16 protein-coding genes are annotated in these 21,728 nt (G+C 60.1%); 10 read left to right on the top strand and 6 right to left on the bottom strand.

Going from position 1 to position 21,728, the window contains the following annotated elements; translation table 11 throughout:
- Positions 1–72 precede the first annotated feature (72 nt).
- A complete protein-coding gene (gene fur, locus AACQ95_RS08290; RefSeq protein WP_042036904.1) occupies positions 73–501 on the top strand; it encodes a ferric iron uptake transcriptional regulator in 429 nt (142 codons plus the stop codon).
- 101 nt (positions 502–602) lie between these two features.
- Here the strand turns inward: fur and glnS are convergent, their stop codons facing one another.
- From glnS to nagE, 3 genes are all read right to left on the bottom strand, one after another.
- Positions 603–2,264 (bottom strand): glutamine--tRNA ligase, encoded by a 1,662-nt coding sequence (gene glnS, locus AACQ95_RS08295; RefSeq protein ID WP_241278294.1) that lies wholly within the window; start codon positions 2,262–2,264, stop codon positions 603–605.
- Between the two features lie 349 nt (positions 2,265–2,613).
- Complete coding sequence (locus tag AACQ95_RS08300; protein WP_241278295.1) at positions 2,614–5,277, bottom strand: beta-N-acetylhexosaminidase; 2,664 nt, start codon at positions 5,275–5,277, stop codon at positions 2,614–2,616.
- A gap of 120 nt (positions 5,278–5,397) precedes the next feature.
- Positions 5,398–6,852, bottom strand: a complete 1,455-nt coding sequence (gene nagE / locus AACQ95_RS08305; protein ID WP_042872488.1) for an N-acetylglucosamine-specific PTS transporter subunit IIBC — start codon at positions 6,850–6,852, stop codon at positions 5,398–5,400.
- 273 nt (positions 6,853–7,125) lie between these two features.
- On the opposite strand from nagE, the gene nagB reads away from it, so the two are divergent.
- From nagB to nagC, 3 genes are read left to right on the top strand one after another with little or no spacing between them, the layout of a single operon-like run.
- Entirely contained in the window at positions 7,126–7,926 is an 801-nt protein-coding gene (gene nagB, locus AACQ95_RS08310; protein ID WP_241278296.1) for a glucosamine-6-phosphate deaminase, read from the top strand.
- A 9-nt stretch (positions 7,927–7,935) separates the two neighbouring features.
- Positions 7,936–9,081 carry an N-acetylglucosamine-6-phosphate deacetylase gene (gene nagA / locus AACQ95_RS08315; RefSeq protein WP_241278297.1) on the top strand — a complete coding sequence of 382 codons (1,146 nt, stop codon included), beginning with the start codon at positions 7,936–7,938 and terminating at the stop codon, positions 9,079–9,081.
- A 4-nt stretch (positions 9,082–9,085) separates the two neighbouring features.
- Positions 9,086–10,300, top strand: coding sequence for a DNA-binding transcriptional regulator NagC (nagC, locus tag AACQ95_RS08320; protein WP_042872493.1), 1,215 nt, complete (start codon positions 9,086–9,088; stop codon positions 10,298–10,300).
- A 71-nt stretch (positions 10,301–10,371) separates the two neighbouring features.
- Here the strand turns inward: nagC and AACQ95_RS08325 are convergent, their stop codons facing one another.
- From AACQ95_RS08325 to aspS, 3 genes are all read right to left on the bottom strand, one after another.
- Positions 10,372–11,988 (bottom strand): phosphoethanolamine transferase, encoded by a 1,617-nt coding sequence (locus AACQ95_RS08325; protein WP_241278298.1) that lies wholly within the window; start codon positions 11,986–11,988, stop codon positions 10,372–10,374.
- A gap of 286 nt (positions 11,989–12,274) precedes the next feature.
- Positions 12,275–13,015 carry a YebC/PmpR family DNA-binding transcriptional regulator gene (locus AACQ95_RS08330; protein ID WP_043557237.1) on the bottom strand — a complete coding sequence of 247 codons (741 nt, stop codon included), beginning with the start codon at positions 13,013–13,015 and terminating at the stop codon, positions 12,275–12,277.
- Between the two features lie 92 nt (positions 13,016–13,107).
- Entirely contained in the window at positions 13,108–14,874 is a 1,767-nt protein-coding gene (gene aspS, locus AACQ95_RS08335; protein ID WP_241278299.1) for an aspartate--tRNA ligase, read from the bottom strand.
- A 432-nt stretch (positions 14,875–15,306) separates the two neighbouring features.
- Between aspS and AACQ95_RS08340 the strand changes: the two genes are divergently transcribed.
- The 6 genes from AACQ95_RS08340 to AACQ95_RS08365 all read left to right on the top strand — a co-directional run bounded on the left by AACQ95_RS08340 (position 15,307) and on the right by AACQ95_RS08365 (position 21,620).
- Positions 15,307–16,155: a DUF72 domain-containing protein gene (locus AACQ95_RS08340; RefSeq protein ID WP_241278300.1), complete on the top strand. Its 849-nt coding sequence runs from the start codon at positions 15,307–15,309 to the stop codon at positions 16,153–16,155.
- A 388-nt stretch (positions 16,156–16,543) separates the two neighbouring features.
- Positions 16,544–17,287 carry a carboxy-S-adenosyl-L-methionine synthase CmoA gene (gene cmoA, locus AACQ95_RS08345; protein ID WP_241278301.1) on the top strand — a complete coding sequence of 248 codons (744 nt, stop codon included), beginning with the start codon at positions 16,544–16,546 and terminating at the stop codon, positions 17,285–17,287.
- Positions 17,288–17,290: 3 nt separating this feature from the next.
- A complete protein-coding gene (gene cmoB, locus AACQ95_RS08350) occupies positions 17,291–18,268 on the top strand; it encodes a tRNA 5-methoxyuridine(34)/uridine 5-oxyacetic acid(34) synthase CmoB (protein ID WP_241278302.1) in 978 nt (325 codons plus the stop codon).
- A gap of 52 nt (positions 18,269–18,320) precedes the next feature.
- A complete protein-coding gene (locus tag AACQ95_RS08355) occupies positions 18,321–19,109 on the top strand; it encodes an ATP-dependent zinc protease family protein (protein ID WP_043141644.1) in 789 nt (262 codons plus the stop codon).
- Positions 19,110–19,112: 3 nt separating this feature from the next.
- On the top strand, positions 19,113–20,651 hold the full coding sequence (locus AACQ95_RS08360) for an inactive transglutaminase family protein (protein WP_043141646.1): 1,539 nt from the start codon (positions 19,113–19,115) through the stop codon (positions 20,649–20,651).
- Between the two features lie 3 nt (positions 20,652–20,654).
- Positions 20,655–21,620: an alpha-L-glutamate ligase-like protein gene (locus tag AACQ95_RS08365; protein WP_043141648.1), complete on the top strand. Its 966-nt coding sequence runs from the start codon at positions 20,655–20,657 to the stop codon at positions 21,618–21,620.
- Positions 21,621–21,728 lie beyond the last annotated feature (108 nt).

Below are 21,728 nucleotides of genomic sequence, written 5' to 3' on the forward strand. Positions count from 1 at the left end.
GAGTTCGTGGTTGCCATTCCAGCGGCAGTCAATCAGAATAACCACACCTTCGAGAATGCGAATAAGTAGAATATGGCAGACAACAACCAAGCGTTAAAAAAGGCCGGGCTCAAGATCACCTTGCCCCGCGTCAAAATCCTGGAAATCCTGCAACAGCCGGATTGCCAGCACACCAGTGCGGAAGATCTGTACAAACGACTGATCGACCAGGGTGAAGAGATTGGTCTCGCTACCGTATATCGCGTTCTCAACCAGTTTGATGATGCCGGTATTGTTACCCGTCACCACTTCGAAGGGGGCAAGTCGGTGTTCGAGCTGGCCACCCAGGAACACCACGACCACCTGGTCTGCCTCGATTGTGGCAAGGTGATCGAGTTCTCCGACGAGGTGATCGAGCAGCGCCAGCGCGACATCGCCAAGCTGCACAACATTCGCCTGACCAATCACAGCCTCTATCTGTACGGCCACTGCGCCAACGGCGACTGCAAGCACGACGATTGATAGCGGCTTGTACCGGTCAATAAAAAAGCCAGCATAGCGCTGGCTTTTTTTGTGTCCGCAATCCGGACAAGAGGGGCAGGGTCTCCCCTGCCCTCTGCTTGTCAGGCCTCGGCCTTGCCCCAGACGTCACGCAGGGCCACGGTGCGGTTGAACACCAGGTGCTCGGTGCTGGAGAGCTTGTTGTCGGCGCAGAAGTAGCCTTCACGCTCGAACTGGTAGGCAAACTCCGGCTTGGCGTTCTGCAAGGAGGCTTCCACGCGGGCGCCTTCGATGATCACCAGGGAGTCCGGGTTGAGCGCCGCCTCGAAGTCAGCCTCGGCACCCGGGTTCGGCATCTTGAACAGACGGTCATAGAGACGGATCTCGGCCGGCAGGGAGTGCGTGGCGGAGACCCAGTGGATCACGCCCTTCACCTTGCGGCCATCGGCCGGATCCTTGCCCAGAGTCTCGGGATCGTAGGAGCAGTAGATGCAAGTCACCTTGCCATCCGCATCCTTCTCGACCCGCTCGGCCTTGATCACATAGGCGTTGCGCAGGCGCACTTCCTTGCCCAGCACCAGCCGCTTGAACTGCTTGTTCGCTTCTTCTTTGAAGTCCGCTTCGTCGATGAAGATCTCGCGGGTAAAGTTCAACTCGCGGGTGCCCATCTCGGCGTTGCTCGGGTGCGCCGGTGCAGTCAGCACCTCGTCGGCCGCCAGGTTCTCGATGACCACCTTCACCGGATGCAGCACGGCCATGGCGCGCGGTGCATTCTCGTTGAGATCGTCACGGATGCAGGCTTCCAGCATGCTCATCTCGACTATGTTGTCCTGCTTGGTCACGCCGATGCGCTTGCAGAACTCGCGGATGGAGGCCGAGGTGTAGCCACGACGACGCAGACCGGAAACGGTCAACATGCGCGGATCGTCCCAGCCATCCACGTGCTTCTCGGTCACCAGCAGGTTCAGCTTGCGCTTGGACATGACGGTGTATTCGAGGTTCAGACGAGAGAACTCGTACTGACGCGGGTGGCAGTCGATGGTGATGTTGTCCAGCACCCAGTCATACAGACGACGGTTGTCCTGGAATTCCAGGGTACAGATGGAGTGGGTGATCCCTTCCAGCGCGTCCGAGATGCAGTGAGTGAAGTCGTACATCGGGTAGATGCACCACTTGTCACCTGTCTGGTGGTGGTGGGCAAACTTGATGCGATAGATAACCGGATCGCGCATCACCATGAAGGGGGATGCCATGTCGATCTTGGCGCGCAGGCAGGCGCTGCCTTCGGCGAACTCGCCGTTCTTCATCTTGGCAAACAGCGCCAGGTTCTCTTCCACGCTGCGATCGCGGAACGGGCTGTTCTTGCCGGCTTCGGTCAGGGTGCCGCGGTATTCGCGCATCTGCTCGGCAGACAGCTCATCCACATAGGCCAGACCCTTTTCGATAAGCTCGATGGCGTAGCCGTGCAGCTTGTCGAAATAGTCGGAGGAGTAGCAGATCTCGCCGTTCCACTGGAAGCCCAGCCACTGCACGTCCTGCTTGATGGACTCCACGTATTCGATGTCTTCTTTCACCGGGTTGGTGTCATCGAAACGCAGGTTGCACTGACCCTGATAGTCACGGGCGATGCCGAAGTTCAGGCAGATGGACTTGGCGTGGCCGATATGGAGATAACCGTTCGGCTCGGGCGGAAAACGGGTATGCACGCTCTTGTGCTTACCGCTGGCCAGATCTTCATCAATGATCTGACGAATAAAGTTAGTTGGGCTGTTCGCCTGACTCATGGCTCACCTCAAAAATGCGTCACTGGCGGAAGTTGTGCCGGCTGGCACCCTCATACCCCCGCCGTCAAGCCGGTTATGATCCCTCATTACGCGCCCTGTCTCAACCTGAATTTACCCAATTCGGGGCGCGGGCAGGCCAAAACGGCACGCGCCCGCCGGCTGAATGTCATGACGGATAAAAAAAGACCCCGCACTGGGCGGGGTTCAAGGTGATGAAAAAACAAAAACAGACAATACACACACACAACAAAGGCTCACACGCACAGTCAACCTTTCCCAAGGCCGATGCGTTATCGGGCTTGGGAAAGGCGGGTCTTGCGACCCACCTTGCATTAACGGTTGACTGCTATCAGTTCAGCTCGGTGACGCGGCTGGTGCGCTTGCCATCGAAGCTGGTGGTACGCAGGTAGACCTTGCCGGTCACGCTTGGCTTGGCCGCGGCGTCGTAGGCGCTCCAGCTCTTGCCGTCCAGGCTGTACTGGATGGGCAGGCCCGGCAGATCCACGTTCGCATCCAGCTTGCCGTCGATGACCTTGGCGCCCGGCACGGAGAGACGATACTCGACGCCCTGGACATCCAGTTTCGGCAGGATGCGCTGCCCCAGCAGGTTGGCGAACTGGTTCCACTCCTTGTTCAGGGTGGCCTTGTTGACATGCTTGGTCTCACCGGAGAACTCGCGACCCTTCACATAGTTCAGCTCGAAGCCGCCCTTGTGCCAGGCACGCTCGGCCATGGAGAAGATGCGCGGGTAGACCATGTACTCGTATTGAGCATCGGTACGCACGGTTTCACTCCACTGCTGACCGGAGATCCCGCGGAACTTGACCGGATCCTGGTCACCCTTGGCCACGAAGGCGTTGCCGTCGCGGTCAACCGAAGTCTCGGCGTTCTGCGGCAGGTTTTCCGGGGCGAAGGCGAACACCTTGCGGGTGTCGTTGACGCGGGTTGCCCAGTAGTAGCCACGCTCGGCCGGGTGCACCTCGTTCGGGAAGTCGAAATAGAGGTAATCCGGGTTGGAGAGCACGACGTCATAGCCCTTGTGCGCCCACTTCATCGCCTCGTTGAAGCCACCCCAGTAGAGGGTTTCCCAGAAGTTGACCACTGTCTTGTCGGTGGCAAAATCCTTGGCGCTATTGGCGTACTTGAGGCCATCTTCCCATGCCTGCAGGGTGGAGAAGCCACGGCTCTTGGCCAGCTCGCTCACTTCCTTGGCGAAATAGACAGGCAGCTCGGCCACGTCCTTGATCTTGCCATCGTCGATCATCTTCTGGCAGACCGGCGACTTACCGAACGGCTTGTCCTGCTTGCTGGAGTCGACGTTGCCCTTCCAGGCGACCAGCTCTTCTTTCTTGGTGACGGCCGGATCCTGATAGCCACCGCCTTGCATGATGTTCTTCGCCTCGTCACCACCGTAGTGCCAGGCGGTCAGCGGCTGGCCGGCGGCTTGGTGCATCTGGGCCACTTCATCCATCACCTTGCTCACGAAGGTGGCAGCACCCGGCTGGCAAGGGTTGATGAAGGACATCTTGTCGTAGAACTGCACCGAGGTGACGTTGGAGGTATCCGCCGGGTCGGTCAGACGGAACTGGTTGGCTTCCGCTTCTTTGCCCTCGGCCATCAGCCGCTGGTAGCGCGCCTCCATGGAGACCACGGCGGCACGAGCGTGGGCCGGCATGTTGATCTCGGGGATCACGGTCACGCCGCGGGCCTTGGCATAACGCACCAGGTCGATGTAGTCGGACTTGCTGTAGAAGCCGGAGCCCTGGTTGTCGCTGGTCGGGCCGGAACCCAGCTGCGGCATCAGACACTTGGTCTCGGAGAGATCGTGGCAACGCTGGCTGCCCACTTCGGTCAGCTCCGGCAGCCCCGGGATCTCCAGACGCCAGCCTTCATCGTTGGTCAGGCCCAGGTGCAGCTTGTTGAGCTTCATGGCCGACATCTGGTCGATCAGCTTGTGCAGGGTTTGCGGGCTTCTGAAGTGGCGGGCCACGTCGGTCTGCATGCCGCGGTATTCAAAGCGCGGCGCATCCTCGACGCTCATCTGGCTGACCAGCTTGTCGTTGACCCCCAAGAGGGAGATCAGGGACTGCGCGCCCCAGAAGGCGCCTTCGATGTCATGACCCTGGATCACAGTGCCTTTCGGGCCTACGGTCATGTCATAACCTTCGGCCTGCTTGAGCTTGCTGCCGAGCTTGACGGTCACTGGATAGCCGGTGTCGGAGAGGGTAACACCCAGCTTGGTCAGTTGAGCCTTCAGGGCGTCGGCGCGATCGCTCGGCAGGTCCAGCGCATTGAGCTTGATGGCGGAGAAGTCAACCTGCGGGCCCGCCTTGATGACTTGCTTGAGCGGGGTCGGCAGTATCTGATCATCTATCTTGCTGGCCGGCAGCAGGCTGCTGGTCAGGTTGGCGGCGAAACGGGTTTCGCTGTTCATCAGGATGTTGTTGTCATCCTTGGTGCGCTTCCAGCCGTCGGCCGGCATCGGCTTCTCGTAGGTGCTGGCGTCATCGATGTTGCTCATGCTGGCCAGCACTTTCGGCTCGGCACCTTCGCTGGCGACATACCAGTTCGGCATGATGTCAGATTCGAACAGTACCCAGTATTCCACCACCAACGGCACTTCGACCGTGGCGTCCTTGGCAAAGCCCTTAAACTGCTCGGTTGGCGTCAAACGATAGAGGTCGCCGGTCAGATGGGTGATGGTGAACTGGTCGTTGTCGACCCGCTGGATGCGACGGATGGAGGAGACATAGATGCTCCAGTCCTTGGAGGTGACGTCAGCACCTGTATTGGTCAGGTGCAGCTTGGCAACGCCACAGCTCGCCCACTCGGAACCCAGCGCCTGACAGTCGAGGCCGGCGCCGGCACCGTCGTTGGTGACGACTTCGTACTTGACGACGAGGTTGCTGGCGAGGGAATCGACCACGGCTTGCTTGGCGGCATCGGCTGCCTGTACCTGGCTGACGAAAACGGTAGACATGGCAATGGCTAACAGAGAATGTTTCAAGTTCATAACTGCTGCTCTCATTTGAAGTAAAGGTTGGAATTTCTTGGCTTTTTTTATATTGGGCCCCGAGGCGGGGCCCTAGTTATGTCAACAATGGACTTAGACTTGAGGCGAGCTTGCGCTCTATTAACGCAGGGCCTTCATTTCACCGGCGATGATTTCGGCCAAGGGGCCCAGAATCACCTGCAGGTTCTGTTCACCGAGCTTGACCACACCGGCCGCGCCCAGGGCTTTCAGCTTGCGCTCATCCACTATGCTGCGGTCTTTCAGGGTCAGACGCAGACGGGTGATGCAGGCATCTATGGTGACCAGGTTCTCTTGACCACCCAGCACTTCCAGATACTGGCGAGCCAGTTCGGTGCGGTCTGTGGTCTGAGCCTGTACCGGTACGGCTTCGTCATCTTCACGACCCGGGGTTTTCAGGTTGAACTTGACGATGACGGCACGGAATATGACGTAGTAGAGGCCGAAGAACACCAGACCCTGTGCCAGCAGCATGTACCAGTGAGTCGCCAGCGGGTTGCGGCTGGAGAGCACCATATCCACCAGACCGGCACTGAAGCCGAAACCGGCAATCCACTGCATGCTGGCGGCGATGAACACGGACAGACCGGTCAGCAGGGCGTGGATGACATAGAGCACGGGTGCCACGAACATGAAGGAGAATTCGAGCGGCTCGGTCACACCGGTGAAGAAGGCGGCGAAGGCGGCGGCGATCATGATGGATGCGACCTTGTCCTTGTTCTCTTTCTTGGCGGAGTGATAGATGGCCAGCGCGGCGCCCGGCAGACCGAACATCATGATGGGGAAGAAGCCAGCCTGGTACATACCAGTGACACCCACAACCGCTTTACCGGCGTCGATGGAGGATTGGCCACCCAGGAAGTTCGGGATGTCGTTGATGCCGGCCACGTCGAACCAGAACACCGAGTTCAGGGCGTGGTGCAGACCGACGGGGATCAGCAGGCGGTTGAAGAAGGCGTAGATACCGGCACCGGTAGAGCCCAGGTTGACGATGGATTCACCAAAGCTCACCAGACCACCGTAAATGACCGGCCAGACGGCCATCAGGATGAAGGCGACGACAATCATCACCACTGAGGTCACGATCGGCACCAGACGACGGCCAGAGAAGAAGGCCAGCGCCTTGTGCAGTTCGACGCTGCTGAAGCGGTTGTAGAGCTCGGCGGCGATCACACCGGTCAAGATACCGATGAACTGGTTCTCAATCTTGCCGAATGCGGCAGGCACTTGATCCAGCGGGATCTGCTGGATTTGCGACACGGCGCCCGGGCTCAGCAAGGTGGTCACCACCAGGTAGCCGACCAGACCGGCCAGCGCGGCGGAACCGTCTTTATCCTTGGACATGCCATAGGCGACACCGACAGCAAACAGTATGGCCATCTTGTCGATAATGGCGGCACCCGCCTTGATCAGGAAGGCAGCCAGCGCGCTGTCACCACCCCAACCGTTCGGATCAATCCAGTAGCCAACCCCCATCAGGATCGCGGCGGCAGGCAATACCGCTACCGGCACCATCAGGGCACGGCCGATCTTTTGCAAATAACCGAGAATGTTCACGGTTCCTCTCCTTAGTTAATGTTTTTCTAGAAATTAAGTGCTTATCACGTTTGACGCATAAGCCATCAAGGCTTGTTTGGCAGTCTAGGGCTTTTATTTCGCTGCGCAAATTAATAAACGTATATTCGTGATCATTATCACCCAAACGAGATAAAGGTAGCGGATACATGTGGCTTAGTTCGCAATCTTTATTTACGCTATAAAACAACTTGAATCCGTCTCAGCCTATTTGCCGCCGACACCCCGGCAGCAACCCGTACAGAGGTATCTACAATGCGCCTGATCCCGTTGAAATCTGCCAGCCAAGTGGGCCTGTGGTCTGCCCGTTACATCGTTGACCTTATCAATGCGTTCAAACCCACTGCCGATCGCCCCTTCGTACTGGGCCTGCCCACCGGTGGCACCCCGCTCAACACCTACAAGCGCCTGATCGAGCTGCATAAAGCGGGCGAGGTGAGCTTCGAGCACGTGGTCAGCTTCAACATGGACGAATACGTCGGCCTGCCGGAAGATCACCCCGAGAGCTACCACAGCTTCATGCACAACAACTTCTTCTGTCACATCGACATCCGCCCCGAGAACATCAACATCCTCAACGGCAACGCCCCGGATCTGGTGGCCGAGTGCAAGCGCTACGAGGAGAAGATCAAGTCCTACGGCAAGATCAACCTCTTCATGGGCGGGGTCGGCAATGACGGCCACATAGCGTTCAACGAACCGGCCTCTTCGCTGGCCTCCCGTACCCGGGTCAAGACCCTGACCGAAGACACCCGCATCGCCAACTCCCGCTTCTTCGGCGGCGACATGGAGCAGGTGCCCAAGCTGGCGCTGACCGTGGGTGTCGGCACCCTGATGGACGCCGAGGAGATCATGATCCTGGTGACGGGCCACGGCAAGGCCCAGGCCCTGCAAGCCGCGGTGGAAGGCAGCGTCAACCACATGTGGACCATCTCCACCCTGCAACTGCATCCGAAGGGAATGATGGTGTGCGACGAGCCCTCCACCATGGAGCTCAAGGTCAAGACGGTGCGTTACTTCCAGCAGCTGGAAGCCGCCAACATCGGCCGTCTGTAAGGAGCCACCATGTACGCATTGACCAACTGCACCCTCTACACCGGCAGCTGTGTGCTGACCGGTTACGGGGTGGTGATCGAGGGCGACAAGATTGTCGCCATCTCCCGCCGGGCCGAACTGCCCGCCGGCATAGAACAACATGATCTGCACGGCGCCAACCTCTGCGCCGGCTTCATCGACGTGCAGCTCAACGGCTGCGGCGGCGTCATGTTCAACGGCCACATCACCACCCAGACCCTGGCGACCATGCAGGCCGCCAACCTGAAATCCGGTACCACCAGCTTCCTGCCGACCCTGATCACCAGCCCGGATGCGGACATGAAGCAGGCCGTCGCCGTGACCCGCGACTACATGGCCGCCCACCCCAACGAGGTACTGGGCGTGCATCTGGAGGGGCCCTACACCAACCTCAAGCGCAAGGGCATTCACCCGGCCGAGCAGATCCGCCAGCCCGCCGACGAGATGATCGACTTCTTCTGTGCCAACAGCGACGCCATCGCCAAGATCACCCTGGCGCCGGAGCGTAACAAACCGGAGCACATACGCCAGCTGGTGGAAGCGGGCATCCTGGTCTCTGCCGGCCATACCGCCGCCAACTACGATCAGGCCATGGCCGGCTTTGACAACGGCATCCGCTTTGCCACCCACCTCTACAACGCCATGACCCCGACCGTGAACGGCCGCGAGCCGGGCGTAGTGGGCGCCATCTACGATCGCAAGGATGTCTATGCCGGCGTCATCGTCGATGGGCATCACGTGCACTGGGCCAACGTGCGGCTGGCCCACAAGATGCTGGGGGATCGGCTGGTGCTGGTCACCGACGCCACCGCTGCCGCCGGTGCGCCGGAAGGCTTTGAGAAGTTTGATTTTTGTGGCGCAACCGTCTATTTCCGCGATGGTCAGTGCGTCGACGAGAATGGTACACTCGGCGGTTCTGCCCTCACCATGATTGAAGGGGTGGAAAATCTGGTCAAACAGGTCGGATTACCGCTCGATGAAGCACTGAGAATGGCCACCCTATATCCCGCTCGCGCCATTGGATGGGACTCACATCTCGGTAGTATCCAGGTCGAAAAAATAGCCAACCTGACTGTCTTTGATCAGGCCTTCACGGTCTGCGGGACCGTGGTTAACGGACACTACACAACACAGTGACACTATGACTGGCGGACAAATAGCAAACGTAGATCTTATCAAGCAGGTCAACAGTGCGGCCGTATATCGGCTCATCGACCTGCAAGGCCCCATCTCGCGGGTCAAAATTGCCGAGTTGAGTCAGCTGGCCCCGGCCAGCGTGACCAAAATAACCCGGCAACTGATCGAACATGGCCTGATCAAGGAGACCTCACCGCAAGCTTCTACCGGCGGGCGGCGCGCCATCTCCCTGACCACCATCAAGCATCGCTTTCAGTTTGTGTCCGCCAAGCTCGGCCGCGGCTATCTGCAGCTGAGCCTGTACGATCTCGACGGCAAGGAGCTCGATCAGCACATCACCCAGGTGACCGAGATCGACCAGCAGCCCGTGGTCGACATGCTGCTGCGCGAAATTGGTGCCTTCATCGACGCCCAGCAGGAGCGCAGCCGCAACCTGATCAGCATAGCGCTGACCATGCCGGGTCTGGTCAATCCGGAATCGGGCATGGTCATCTATACCCCCAAGTACCAGATCCGCAATCTGGCGCTGGCCAAGCTGCTGGAGAACCACTTCAACCTGCCCTGCTACGTGGGCAACGACACCCGTTCCCTGGCGCTGGCCGAGCACTTCTTCGGTGAATCCCGCGACTGCATGGACTCCATCCTGGTGAGCGTGCACCAGGGGGCCGGCTCCGGCATCATCACCAAGGGCAAGGTGTTCCTCGGTCAGAACCGCAACGTCGGCGAGATCGGCCACATCCAGGTCGAACCGCTCGGCAAGCGCTGCCACTGCGGCAACTTTGGCTGTCTGGAGACCATAGCCTCCAACGAGGCCATCGTCGACAAGGTGAAAGAGCTCATCAGCCGCGGCCACCTGAGCTCGCTGCAGGAGAAGCACATCACCATCCAGGAGGTGTGCAAGGCCGCCATGGCCGGTGATGAACTGGCCCGCAGCGTGATCGAGAACGTGGGTGAGCATCTGGGACGGGCGGTGGCCATCACGGTCAACCTGTTCAACCCGCAGAAGGTGCTGATCGCCGGTGAAATCACCGCCGCCGAAGAGATTCTGTTCCCGGCCATCCGCCGCTGCGTGGAGCACCAGTCTCTGCCGAGCTTCCACCGTGGCCTGCCCATAGTGAAGGCGCGCTTCCAGAACCAACCCACCATAGGCGGCTTCGCCCTGGTGAAACGGGCCCTGCTGGAGGGTGATCTGTTGCAGATCATCATGGAGCAGAAGTAAGGCGCTGGCCTTGCGAGATAAAAAACGGCAGCCACTGGCTGCCGTTTTTTTATTGTGTGCTGTTCGCCGGTTTACCCCGCCCGGCACGGTTTGAACAGATCCAGGGCCCCGTCATACACCTTTGTCTGCACATCCATGATCCCCAGCATTGAGTGGAACAGGTTGTCGTGGGAGAAGCGCTGGCTGGCCGCCTCCTGCTGCAGGCAATCCATGTTCAGCCGCCGATCTGCCTGCAACTGGGGGGAGAGCCAGGTCAGCAGCGGCACCCGGGTCTGATCGTCCGGCGCGAACTTGTAAGGGGTACCGTGCAGGTAGAGCCCCATGGCACCGAGGGACTCGCCGTGATCGGAGAGATAGACCAGCCCCACGTTGTAGTCGTTCTGCAGCGTCTTGAGCTTGTCGATCAGCCGTGCCACCACCTTGTCGGTGTAACGTATGGTGTTGTCATAGCTGTTGACCAGCTCTTCATTGGTGCAGTTTTCGATGTCGCTGCGCGGGCAGTCCGGCACGAAGAAGCGCTCGGAGGCGGGGTAGCGCCGATAGTAGGTCGGGCCGTGGCTGCCCATCAGGTGAAAAGCCACCAGCTTGTTGCCCTTCATCTGCGCTATCTGCTGATCCAGCCCCTCCAGCATCACCTCGTCGTAGCAGGAGCCTCTCTGGCAATACTGCGGGAACGCCTTGGCCTCTATGTCTATGGTGGGCACGTTCTTGCACACCCCCTTGCAGCCGCCGTCGTTCTCCTTCCACAGCACGGAGATGCCGGCGTGTTGCAGCACATCCAGCATGCCATCCCGCGACTGGGCCAGGGTGTCGTCATATTCCCGGCGCGTGAGATTGGAGAACATGCAGGGCACGGAGACAGCCGTGGCTGTGCCGCAGGAGCGCACGTTGCGAAACGAGACCATGCCCGCCTCCTGCGCGGTGAAGCTGTTGGTCTGCTTCCCGTAGCCGTTGAGGGAGTAGTTCTGGCTACGGGCCGTCTCCCCCACCACCAGGAACATCAGGGTCGGCTTGCCGCCCTGCCCCACCACTTTGGCATCCGTCCCCAGCGGCTGGTACGGGATGGGGGTGGCAAACAGGATGTCGGTGGCATAGCGATAGAGACCGTGCACATAGTTGGCGGGCACTATCTCCTTGCCGAGGGACTTGTTGTTGCGCCCGACCGAGGCGTAATCCTGGTAATAGAGCGCGGCCACCCCCACCAGAAACAGCAGCGACAGGGCGATGGAACCAAGACGCAACCCCAGTCCCTTATACCAGGGGCTGGGATAGGCTATTTTCACCCACAGCAAGGCCAGCGCCGGCAGCAGGCCGGTCAGCAGGAACCAGAGCGCGACCGAGCCATTGAGGTAGGCCGTCGCCTCCCCGCTGTTGGTCTCGACTATGTTCTGCACCATGCTCACGTCGAAGATGACGCCGTACTTGAGCATGGCGTAGCTGACCACAGAGCCCATCAGGATCAGCAGCACGAAGAAGGGCTTGAGCAGATAGCGGAAGGTAAAGGGCAGAAACACCGCATTGAGCGCGGCCAGCAGCACCAGGGGGATAGAGAGGGCAAAGCCCGCCTTGACGTGCTCCAGCTGGGTGAGAATGTGGTAAAAGTGCAGGAAGATGGGCCAGTTGAACACCAGTGCAAACAGCAGCACCAGCAACAGATTCACCTTCATCACTCCCAGGGTGATGCGCATAACGATACTCCGACAAACCAGGCAGGACTGGGTCCCCTGCATGGGGGCACCCGTTGTGAGTGCTCGCTTGCCGCGCACCTCTTCCTGAGGGCAAGCGCGGCAAGGGGCTGGGCGCCCGGACACGGCAGGCAGCTTAAGTCGCCAAACTTAAGGGAAAATTAAGGCGGGCAATGCCATGGTCGGCACGATCTTCAGGTGCCAGCTCATCATAAGAAAAACGGCAGCCGAGGCTGCCGTTTTAGCGGGGGCGAACAGAGCGTCGCCACCTGAGTGTTCACGAACCGGATTACAGGGTCGCGGCGACTTCGTCGGAGATGGAGCCGTTGTGGTACACCTCCTGCACGTCGTCCAGATCTTCCAGCATGTCGATGAGGCGCATCAGCTTGGGGGCGGTTTCCGCATCCAGCTCGGCTTCGGTGGAAGGGATCATGGTCACTTCGGCGCTCTCGGCCTTGAAGCCGGCGGCTTCCAGCGCATCCAGCACGGTCCCGAAGTCGTTCGGGGTGGTGTACACCTCGATGGAACCATCTTCCTCGGTCACCACGTCATCGGCGCCCGCTTCCAGGGCCGCATCCATCAGGGCATCTTCATCGACACCGACGAAGGTCAGCAGACCTTTCTTGCTGAACAGGTAGGCGACCGAGCCGTCGGTGCCCAGGTTGCCGCCGCACTTGCTGAAGGCGTGACGCACTTCCGCCACGGTACGGTTGCGGTTGTCGGTCAGGCACTCCACCATGACGGCGGAGCCAGCCGGGCCGTAGCCTTCGTAGACTATGGTCTCGAGCTGCTCGCCGTCGCCACCACCGGCCCCACGTGCGATGGCACGGTTGATGGTGTCGCGGGTCATGTTGCCGGTCAGGGCAGCCGCCACCGCCGCACGCAGGCGTGGGTTGTTGGCGGGATCCGGATCGCCGATACGAGCCGAGGTGGTGATTTCACGGATCAGCTTGGTGAAGATCTTGCCGCGCTTGGCATCCTGAGCTGCCTTGCGGTGTTTGATGTTGGCCCACTTACTGTGACCTGCCATAGAGACTCTCCGTTATATTTTTTAGATTTCAATAACACAAAGTGACCGGGTAGGCCGCGCCGGGCGCGGCCGGGACTGTGCCGGATGCCGGCTTATTCATCACCCTTGACGGTCGTCGCAATCGCCAGTTCGCTCATCTGCGCCTGGTTGGCAAAGCTGGGGGCGTCTGTCATCAGACAGGCGGCCGCCGTGGTTTTCGGGAAGGCAATCACGTCCCGGATGTTGTCGGTACCGGTCAGCAGCATGCTGAGGCGATCCAGGCCGAAGGCCAGACCGGCGTGCGGCGGGGTACCGTATTTCAGCGCATCCAGCAGGAAGCCGAACTTCAGACGCTGCTCGGCCGGGGTGATGCCGAGGATGTCGAAGACGGTGGCCTGCATCTCGCTGTTGTGGATACGCACAGAACCGCCACCCACTTCGTAGCCGTTGATGACCATGTCATAGGCGTTGGCATAGGCGCTGAGCGGGTTGGCTTTCAGCTCGCTCGGGCCCAGGTTGCTCGGCGCAGTGAAGGGGTGGTGCATGGCCGCCAGGCCGCCTTCGCTGTCTTCCTCGAACATGGGGAAGTCGATGACCCACAGCGGCTTCCAGCTGTTTTCCATCAGACCCAGATCGCGGCCCACTTTCAGACGCAGGGCACCGATGGCATCGGCCACCACTTTCTTGCTGTCGGCGCCGAAGAAGATGATGTCGCCGTCGGCGGCGCCGGTACGGGCCAGGATCTCGCGCACTATCTCGTCAGACAGGAACTTGGCCACCGGAGACTGTACGCCTTCGAGGCCGTTGGCGGCTTCGTTGACCTTCATCCAGGCCAGGCCCTTGGCACCGTAGATGCCGACAAACTTGGTGTACTCGTCGATTTGCTTGCGGGACAGCTCGGCGCCGCCCGGCACTTTCAGGGCCGCCACACGGCCTTTCGGGTCGTTGGCGGGGCCAGCGAACACGGCGAACTCGACAGCGGTCAGCAGATCTGCCACATCGACCAGCTCCATCGGCAGACGCAGGTCCGGCTTGTCGGAGCCGAAACGGCGCATGGCCTCGTCGAAGGTCATCACGGGGAAGTCGCCCAGATCCACGGCCAGCACGTGTTGCCACAGGTTGCGGATCATCTCTTCCATCAGCTCACGCACTTGCGGCGCCGTCATGAAGGAGGTCTCCACATCGATCTGGGTGAATTCCGGCTGACGGTCGGCACGCAGGTCTTCGTCACGGAAGCACTTGACGATCTGGTAGTAGCGGTCGAAGCCGGACATCATCAGCAACTGCTTGAACAGCTGCGGGGACTGCGGCAGGGCGTAGAACTTGCCCTTGTGCACCCGGCTCGGCACCAGATAGTCACGGGCACCTTCCGGGGTGGCCTTGGTCAGCATGGGGGTTTCGATGTCGAGGAAGCCGTGCTCGTCCATGAAGCGACGCACGAAGGCGCTGGCCTTGGCACGGGTCTTCAGGTACTTGGCCATCTCGGGGCGACGCAGATCCAGATAACGGAACTTGAGACGCTGCTCTTCGCTGTTGACCTGGTTGAAGTCGAGCGGCAGCGGCTCGGCGCGGTTGATGATGGTGAGCTCGTGGGCGAACACTTCGATGGCGCCGGTGGCCATGTCGCTGTTGCGCTGGGAGTCAGGACGAGCACGTACCACACCTGAGACCTGAATGCAGAACTCGCCGCGCAGTTCGGAAGCCAGGGCGAAGGCGTCCGGCTTGTCCGGATCGAAGAACACCTGCACGATCCCTTCCCGGTCACGCATGTCGATAAAGATCAGACCGCCGAGGTCGCGACGACGATGGACCCAACCGCACAATGTAATGGTCTGCCCAGCATGGGCCTCATTGACCTGTCCGCAATAGATAGAGCGCATGGACTTCTTCCTTCGAAATTGTAGAGAGACGGTGAACCTGGGTCGCCGGGCACGACTGGCAAGCACCGTCTGTCTCACAGCTGGCCAGAGTCTTGTTCTTACCCGGTTTGAAATCTGTCTCATACCGTCCGATCCCCTGGATCGGACACCTGCCACCGATATCGGCTCGACCAGAGGCGGCTGGCAAGCGGCCGGGCAGTCGGTCAGAGGGCATCGGAAAGCGTCGTTGTTTGGCCAATTCATGGCCGCTACCGTCGCCACAATATGCGCACAGCGGCGTGAGTCACAACAAATTGGCAAACAAAAGGGCTGGCATTATAGAGGAAAACCCCCATTTGGGTAAAATGGCCAGCAGCCCCCTTTGCCCTGTTTTTTACATCTCAAGGCAAAAAATGGGCGCAAAACGAGATAAACCCGCAGACAGGATCCGCCATGAGCCTCTTTTTGGGCCTGCCACAATGGTCACACCCGGCCTGGCCCGGTCAATTATTGGGCGTGGGGGCCAAACCCGCCGAGCACCTCGCCCACTACGCCCGGGTGTTCAACACGGTAGAAGGCAACACCACCTTCTACGCCTCGCCGACCCCGGAAACGGTGCTACGCTGGGCCGATGCGGTGCCCGCCCACTTTCGCTTCAGCTTCAAGTTTCCGAAAGAAATCAGCCATCAGAGCGATCTGGTGAGCGCCGACAAACAGGTGAGCGACTTTATCCAGCTGCTCACCCCGCTGCACGACAAGCTGGGACTGCTCAAGCTGCAACTGCCCGCCCGCTTCGGCCCGAGCGGCCTTCCCCGTCTCGCTGAATTCTTCAACCGGCTGCCGACACAGTTTCGCTATGCCCTCGAGGTGCGCCACCCCGATTTCTTCGCCAAGGGCGAGGCGGAGCGCAGCCTGAACCGTATGCTGATGGAAAAAGGCATCAACCGCATCATGCTCGACAGCCGGCCGCTGTTCTCTGTGCCAGCCACCACGGCAGCCATGATAGATGCCCAGGGCAAGAAGCCCAGACTGCCGGTGCATCTGCTGACCACCGCCAGCGCCCCCGTGGTGCGGCTCATCGGTCTGCCGGATCCGGCCGCCAATCACCCCTTCCTGCCCAGCTGGTTGCCCCACTGGCGTCAGTGGCTGGCGGAGGGCAAGGATCTCTACCTCTTTATACATACCGCTGACAATGCCCAGTCACCCGAGCTGGCCCGCCAGATAACCCGCCTGTTGGGGCAGGAGATGGCCCCCTGGCCGGGGGAAAACGATCGCGCACGCCAGGGCGTGCTGCGCTTTTAGTCAGCCATTTCACAGGCTATCGGGCATGCGTAAAAAAAGCCGCTTTTTTGTTGCTGGACGGGGCTCGGCGTCAAGACAAACGCCCATCAATCCTCTACACTAGCGCCCCAAGCAAGGGGCCTTCGTTGACCACTGCAATTCATTGCAACAGACAGCACGGCTCCGAATAAGGGGCCTGCCGTTGACCACTGCAATTCGTTGCAACAGACAACGCGGCTCCGGATCAAGGGCCCGGATGATGGCCCATTGCGAACAGGGCCGGCCCGAAGGATCTCACGGCCAGCCACCCCGTTCGTAAACCGGTGATAAAACAACCCTGAAGGGTGTCACCCAACGACTCAATTGAACAAACAGTCGGTTCATATACCGGCTGTCAGGTTGCGCCAGCATGCATACCAAAGACCAGATTTTTGCCGCCCCCATCGCCCGATTGGGGGACTTTTGCTTTGACGAACAGGTCGTCGACGTCTTCCCCGACATGATCCAGCGCTCGGTGCCGGGTTACAGCAACATCATCTCCGCCATCGGCATGATGGCCGCCCGCTACGCCCAGCCCGAGAGCCGGCTCTATGACCTCGGCTGTTCGCTGGGTGCCGCCACCCAGGCCATGCGTCGCCACGTGACCCAGCCGGGTTGCGCCATCACGGCGGTGGATCTCTCCCATCCGATGATAGAGCGCGCCCGCGCCCACCTCTCCGGCTTCAAATCCGAGGTGCCGGTAGAACTGGTGGAAGCGGACATCTGCGACGTCGAAATCGAGAACGCCTCCGTGGTGGTGCTCAACTTCACCTTGCAGTTCGTGGACCCCGACAAGCGGATGCCCCTGATCCAGCGCATCTTTGATGGGCTGCGCCCGGGCGGCATCCTGATCCTGAGCGAGAAGTTCCGCTTCGAGGATGCGCCGGTCAACGAGCTGCTCATCGATCTGCACCTGGATTTCAAGCGGGCCAATGGCTACAGCGAGCTGGAGATAAGCCAGAAGCGCAACGCCCTCGAGAACGTGATGCGCACCGACAGCCTGGAGATACACAGAGCCCGCCTGTGGGACGCCGGTTTCGTTCACCAGGATCTCTGGTTCCAGTGCTTCAACTTCGGTTCCATGATTGCCATCAAATCCAGCGACGCCAACTAAGCCATGATCGACTTTGCCAATTTTTATCAACTGATCGCCAAAAACCGGCTGAGCCACTGGCTGCATACCCTGCCCGCCCAGTTGCACGCCTGGCAGCACGACAACCAGCACGGGGATCTGCCGCGCTGGAATCGTGCCCTCAACAAACTGCCCACGGTCGCGTCCGGCTCCATAGAGCTGCAACATGGGGTCGAGATCGGCCATGCCGAGAGCCTGGGCGAGGGGGAGCGCAAGAAGGTCGAGAGCCTGCTGCGCCACTTCATGCCCTGGCGCAAAGGCCCGTTCACAGTGCACGGCATCCACATCGACACCGAATGGCGCTCCGACTGGAAGTGGGAACGGGTAGTGCCCCATATCAGCCCGCTGGCCGGTCGCTATGTGCTGGATGTGGGCTGCGGCAGCGGCTATCACCTCTGGCGCATGGTGGGGGAAGGCGCCAAACTCGCGGTCGGCATAGACCCGAGCCCGCTGTTTCTCTGCCAGTTCGAGGCCATCCGCCACTTTCTCGGCGGCGACCAGCGCGCCCACCTGTTGCCGCTCGGCATTCAGGAGCTGCCGGAGCTGCGCGCCTTTGACACAGTCTTCTCCATGGGGGTGCTCTATCACCGCAAGTCCCCCATCGAGCACATAGAGCAGCTGCGCAACCAGCTCAAAGACGATGGCGAGCTGGTGCTGGAGACCCTGGTGATCGATGGTGGCGTCAACGACGTGCTGGTGCCCACCGACCGTTACGGCAAGATGCGCAACGTCTGGTTCATCCCCTCAAGCGCGGCCCTCAAGCTCTGGGTCGAGCGCTGCGGCTTCACCGACGTGCGGATAGTAGACGAGAATATGACCAGCACCGACGAACAGCGTCGTACCGACTGGATGATAAATGAATCCCTGAGCGATTATCTGGACCCTCAAGATCCAGCGCTCACGGTGGAAGGACACCCGGCGCCGAAACGTGCCGTACTGATTGCCAGAAAGGCCAAAGACTAGCCGATGGCGCCTGTGGAAGTTACACTGACCCAATTCCAGGAAGCACAGTTAAATGAATGACATGAAAAGCAAATTAAAAGGAATGACCCTGCTCTCCCTGCTCAGTCTCGGCGGGTGTGTCAGTATGGAGAAAGCGCCCCCGGTACCTACCTTGACGCTGGCCGAGCTTCGCACCGAGATCAATCTGAGCGAGCAACGTCTGCAAACATCCATGGAACAGCAACAGAAGCAGTACGTGCAGCAACAGCACCTGCTGGTTCAGCTCAACACTGATGTCAACAACATGAAAGAGTCCGTGAAAAAAGTCGACAGCAAGCTCGAATCCTTGCCGCCCGAGCCGCCCAAGCCCATGGCGATCCCGACCGAGAAGTGCCAGGCACCAAGCCAGGGCCACACGGTCGATGGCAAACTGCTGGTCGGTGAAGCCGAGTGGATCTGGGTAGACGCCGCCAATGACGCCTTCCAGGCGCGGGTCGATACCGGTGCCACCACTTCCTCCATCAGCGCCCAGGACATCACCATCTTCGAGCGCAACGGCAAAAACTGGGTGCGCTTCTTCCTGAGCCACCAGGAGATGGATGACAAGATCCAGATCGAAGCGCCGCTGGTGCGTCACGTGCGGGTACGTCAGGCGTCCGCCGACGATCTCGATCGTCGTCCCGTGGTACGTCTGGCTGTGCGGATCGGCGACATGACAGAAAAAGCTGAATTTACTCTGAAAGACCGCAGCGACATGACCTTCCCCGTGCTGCTGGGTCGCGAATTTTTGAAAGACATCGCCGTGGTTGATGTGGCCCGCGAATATATCCAACCAAAACCCAAGCTCAAGGATGTGAAATAATCCATGGTTTCCCGTAAGCCGTTCTATTTGCTGGTCGCCCTGCTGTACATTGTCGGCCTGGGGATGACGTTTTATCACCACATAGCGTTGGACGTGCCGCTGACGCCGGGTGAAAAACGCCAGATCTGGTCCATCGAGGCCAAGCTGGAATTTGAAGCCACCGGCGAGCCAGTGATCGCCTCCCTGGCCATTCCGGGCACTCAGCCCGGTTTCACCCTGATGAACGAGAACGCCGCTAGCCCGGGCTATGGCCTGTCGTTTGTCGAGAAGGATGGCGATGCCCGTGCCGAATGGTCCATTCGCACCGCCTCCGGCCGGCAGGAGCTCTACTACCGCGTCGACATGATGGCTGACGAGCACGCCAAACCGGCGGCGCTGGCCCAGCCCCCCGTCATCGAGAAGCAGATAGAGAGCGAGCCTTACGCCACTGCGATGAAGCAGATCTCCGAGCGGGCGCAGGAGCGCTCCGCCGACGGCTACACCCTGACCCGCGAGATCATCAAGGAGATCGAGAAGCAGGAGCAGAACGCCGAGCTGCTGAAGTCTCACAAGAGCCGCGCCAACCTGATCGCCGAGCTGCTGAGCAACGCTGACGTCCCGGCCCGGGTCGTCCATGCCCTGAGCCTGGAAGACGGCCGCCGTCGCCAGGAGCTGGTGGATTACCTGCAGGTGTTCAACAGCCCGACCGACTACAAGCTGTTCAACCCGCAAACCGGTGAACAGGGTCGCCCTGCCAACCTGCTGCTGTGGGAATACAACTCAGGCGCCCTGCTGGACGTGACCGGCGGCCACAACTCCAAGGTGACCTTCTCGATGATCGAGCAGGAGCAACCGGTGAACGTGGCGCTGGCGCAGAAGTTCGAAAAATCAGAGATGATGAACTTCTCCATCCACAGTCTGCCGCTGGAAGAGCAGGCGCTGTTCAAGGGCTTGCTGCTGATCCCCATCGGCGTGCTGATGGTGGTGTTCCTGCGGGTCATCGTCGGTATCAAGACCTCGGGCACCTTCATGCCTGTGCTGATCGCGGTCGCCTTCATCCAGACCTCCCTCATCACGGGTCTGATCGGCTTCCTGCTGATCGTCGGCACGGGTCTCATCATCCGTTCCTACCTGTCGCGGCTCAACTTGCTGCTGGTGGCCCGAATATCGGCGATCATCATCATGGTGATCTCGATGATCGGCATCTTCTCCGCGTTCGCCTTCAAGCTGGGGCTGACCGACGGCATGAAGATCACCTTCTTCCCGATGATCATCCTCTCCTGGACCATAGAGCGGATGTCCATTCTGTGGGAAGAAGAGGGTCCGAAAGAGGTCGTCCGTCAGGGCGGTGGTTCCCTGCTGGTGGCGGTCATCGCCTACCTGGCCATGGACAACGAGCTGATCCGTCACCTGACCTTCAACTTCCTCGGCCTGCAGCTGGTGCTGATGGCGACCGTGCTGCTGCTGGGTAACTACACCGGCTACAAGCTGAGCGAGCTCAAGCGTTTCAAACCGCTGGTGAACGAGATCAAGTCTGGCGCCACCCCGGGTAAGGACAAGTAACAGATGTGGTTCTGGGAAAAATACACCAGTCCGTGGAGCCTGTCCCAGGCAGGCATCCTCGGCATGAACAAACGCAACCACTCCTACATCAGCCGCTACAACCCGCGCAGCCTCTACCCGCTGGTGGATGACAAGCTGCAGACCAAGCGCATCGCGCTGGATGCGGGGGTGACTGTGCCGGAACTGATCGGCACCATCCGCGAACAGCATGACGTGACCCGCATCACCCAGCTGGTCAAGGATTGGCCGGGTTTCTGCATAAAGCCGGCGCGCGGTTCGGGCGGCAAGGGGATCCTGGTGATCCTGCGTCAGGAAGAGGGTCTCTTCTACAAGCCAAACGGCAGCGCCAGCAATGGTCAGGATCTGGAGCGCCATGTCTCCAACATACTGGCCGGGCTCTACTCGCTGGGCGGCAAGCCCGACGTGGCGCTGGTGGAAGGCCTCATCAACTTCGATGACGTCTTCGATGGCTACTCGTTCGAAGGGGTGCCCGATGCCCGGGTGATCATCTTCAAGGGCTTCCCTGTGATGGCCATGATGCGCCTCTCCACCGCAGCCTCCGACGGCAAGGCGAACCTGCACCAAGGCGCCGTGGGCGTGGGCCTGTGCCTGCGCACCGGTCGGGCACTGCGGGCGGTGCAGTTTGGCAATCCGTTGCGTCATCACCCGGATACCGGCCTCGATCTCTATGAGCTCAAGGTGCCCCACTGGGACACCCTGCTGACCCTGGCGGCCTCCTGCTACGAGATGTCGGGCCTGGGCTACATAGGCACCGACATGGTGCTGGACAAGTTCCGCGGCCCCATGCTGCTGGAGCTCAACGCCCGGCCGGGTCTCGCCATCCAGATCGCCAACGGCCGCGGCCTGGTGCCCAATCTCAAGACCATAGAGAAGCTGGGCCAGGTCAAGATGAACGTGGAGCAGCGAGTCAACTTCGCCAAGGATCACTTCGGTATCTTCGACGAGTAGCCTGACGGCCTGACTAGCAAAAGCGCGCCTGTGGGCGCGCTTTTTTATGGCTGGCATTTGGCCGGGTAACGAGATCCGGCGCAAAAAAAAGACATAAAAAAACCGATG

It is taken from the genome of Aeromonas sp. MR19 (assembly GCF_963899305.1).
Classification (GTDB): domain Bacteria; phylum Pseudomonadota; class Gammaproteobacteria; order Enterobacterales; family Aeromonadaceae; genus Aeromonas; species Aeromonas bestiarum.

What these genes read in the sequence shown, in the direction of transcription:
- fur (WP_042036904.1), top strand. Translation starts at nt 73, where the DNA reads ATGGCAGACAACAACCAAGCGTTAAAAAAGGCCGGGCTCAAGATCACC.
- glnS (WP_241278294.1), bottom strand. Translation starts at nt 2,264, where the DNA reads ATGAGTCAGGCGAACAGCCCAACTAACTTTATTCGTCAGATCATTGAT.
- AACQ95_RS08300 (WP_241278295.1), bottom strand. Translation starts at nt 5,277, where the DNA reads ATGAACTTGAAACATTCTCTGTTAGCCATTGCCATGTCTACCGTTTTC.
- nagB (WP_241278296.1), top strand. Translation starts at nt 7,126, where the DNA reads ATGCGCCTGATCCCGTTGAAATCTGCCAGCCAAGTGGGCCTGTGGTCT.
- nagA (WP_241278297.1), top strand. Translation starts at nt 7,936, where the DNA reads ATGTACGCATTGACCAACTGCACCCTCTACACCGGCAGCTGTGTGCTG.
- nagC (WP_042872493.1), top strand. Translation starts at nt 9,086, where the DNA reads ATGACTGGCGGACAAATAGCAAACGTAGATCTTATCAAGCAGGTCAAC.
- AACQ95_RS08325 (WP_241278298.1), bottom strand. Translation starts at nt 11,988, where the DNA reads ATGCGCATCACCCTGGGAGTGATGAAGGTGAATCTGTTGCTGGTGCTG.
- AACQ95_RS08330 (WP_043557237.1), bottom strand. Translation starts at nt 13,015, where the DNA reads ATGGCAGGTCACAGTAAGTGGGCCAACATCAAACACCGCAAGGCAGCT.
- aspS (WP_241278299.1), bottom strand. Translation starts at nt 14,874, where the DNA reads ATGCGCTCTATCTATTGCGGACAGGTCAATGAGGCCCATGCTGGGCAG.
- AACQ95_RS08340 (WP_241278300.1), top strand. Translation starts at nt 15,307, where the DNA reads ATGAGCCTCTTTTTGGGCCTGCCACAATGGTCACACCCGGCCTGGCCC.
- cmoA (WP_241278301.1), top strand. Translation starts at nt 16,544, where the DNA reads ATGCATACCAAAGACCAGATTTTTGCCGCCCCCATCGCCCGATTGGGG.
- cmoB (WP_241278302.1), top strand. Translation starts at nt 17,291, where the DNA reads ATGATCGACTTTGCCAATTTTTATCAACTGATCGCCAAAAACCGGCTG.
- AACQ95_RS08355 (WP_043141644.1), top strand. Translation starts at nt 18,321, where the DNA reads ATGAATGACATGAAAAGCAAATTAAAAGGAATGACCCTGCTCTCCCTG.
- AACQ95_RS08360 (WP_043141646.1), top strand. Translation starts at nt 19,113, where the DNA reads ATGGTTTCCCGTAAGCCGTTCTATTTGCTGGTCGCCCTGCTGTACATT.
- AACQ95_RS08365 (WP_043141648.1), top strand. Translation starts at nt 20,655, where the DNA reads ATGTGGTTCTGGGAAAAATACACCAGTCCGTGGAGCCTGTCCCAGGCA.